Here is a 1812-nt window from a genome sequence, read left to right on the forward strand (position 1 = left end):
TCGATGACCTCGCCGGCGTTGATCTTGAACACCGCCACCGCCTCGGCCAGGCGCTGCGCCTGTTCCTGCAGCGAGCCCGCGGCAGCCGCCGCCTCTTCCACCAGCGCCGCGTTCTGCTGCGTCACTTCGTCCATCTGCGACACCGCGCGGTTCACCTGGTCGATGCCGCTGGACTGCTCTTCCGACGCCGCCGAGATCTCGCCCATGATGTCCGTCACGCGCTTGACCGACGCCACGATCTCCTGCATCGTCGCGCCCGCGCGCTCCACCTGCTGCGAACCGGCGCCGACCTTGCCGACCGAATCCTCGATCAGGCCCTTGATCTCCTTGGCCGCCTGCGCGCTGCGCTGCGCCAGCGAGCGCACTTCGCCCGCCACCACCGCGAAGCCCTTGCCCTGCTCGCCCGCCCGCGCCGCTTCCACCGCCGCGTTCAGCGCCAGGATGTTGGTCTGGAACGCGATGCCGTCGATCACCGACACGATCTCGGAAATCTTGCGCGAGCTGGCCGAAATGCCCTGCATCGTCGTCACCACTTCCGACACCGCCGAACCGCCGCGCTCAGCCACGTCCGACGCGCTGGCCGCCAGCTGATTGGCCTGGCGCGCGTTGTCCGCGTTCTGCTTGACCGTCGAGGCCAGCTGCTCCATCGAAGCCGCGGTCTCTTCCAGCGAGGCCGCCTGCTCCTCGGTGCGGCTGGACAGGTCCGTGTTGCCCGCCGAGATCTCGCGCGAGCCGACCGTGATCTCGTCCACGCCCCGGCGCACCGTCGACACCGTGCGCGTAAGACTTTCCTGCATGCGCTTGAGCGCCGCGAACAGTTGCCCGATTTCGTTGTGCGAACGGACTTCCACGCGGCTGGTCAGGTCGCCGGCGGCGATCTTGTCGAAATGCTGGCCGGCCTCGACCAACGGACGCACCACCAGGCGCCCGAACAGCACGCGGGCCAGCACCATCAGTATCAACGCCAGCGCCACGGCCACGCCCACCGCGATCATCGCGCGGTTGAAGTTGGCGTCGGCCTGTTCGATCGTGGCCTGCTGCTGGTCGCCGATGTACTTGCTGAACTCGCCGATGGCCTCGATGAACGCGGCGCTGCGAGGCGTGCCGTACTCATTGTTGACCATGTAGAAAGTGGAGTAATCCTCGCTGCGCAACGCTTCCACCATGGTGTCGACGCCGTCGTCGATATACGAGCGGTAGCGGCGCACCAGGTTCATCGACAGCTGGCGACCGGTATCGTCCTGCAGCATGTTCTTCTGGAAATCGGCGAAGCGGGCCCGCACGCCGGTCAGCAGATCGGTCGCGCCCTTGAGGGCTGTCGCCGCGTCGCGAGCCGAATTCTCGCCGCTGCCCCAGCCCGATTCCTGCAAGTGGCGCGCCGCCACCATCAGATTGACGCGGGCGCGCAGCATGTCGCTGTTGATCACGTCGACCTGCTTGGAGCGATCGGTCAGCGCATTCACTTCGCGGATGGATTCAAAGTTGTGCTGCAGGAAAAATGCCGCCAGGCCGCCAACGGCCGCGATCAGCACGGCGAAGAACGCCATCACCCACAGCAGCATCGTGCCGACGCGTGCGTCGCGCAGGCGCAGCTTGCGCTTGACCTTGGGCGCGCGCCCGGCTTTCTTCTTACCGACCTTGCCGGGCTTCGCACCAGATTCGAGACTCGCTTCCATCTTCCTCCCCATCCTTCAGGAACAACTCAGACCAAAAAAACGCCCGGCAAGGTCGGTAAGAAGAAAGCCGGGCGCGCGCCCACGGTCAAGCGCAAGCTGAGCCTGCGCGCCGCACGCGGCGGCACGATGCTGCTGT

At 66.4% G+C, this 1812-nt stretch carries 1 protein-coding gene; it reads right to left on the minus strand.

What is annotated here, in order from left to right:
* A partial coding sequence (locus tag AC6LJ5_RS30255) for a methyl-accepting chemotaxis protein (protein WP_498142445.1) occupies positions 1–1676 on the minus strand: 1676 nt, incomplete at its 3' end.
* Between the last annotated feature and the right edge of the window lie 136 nt (positions 1677–1812).

This window comes from Achromobacter sp. 1011791174 (genome assembly GCF_059760925.1).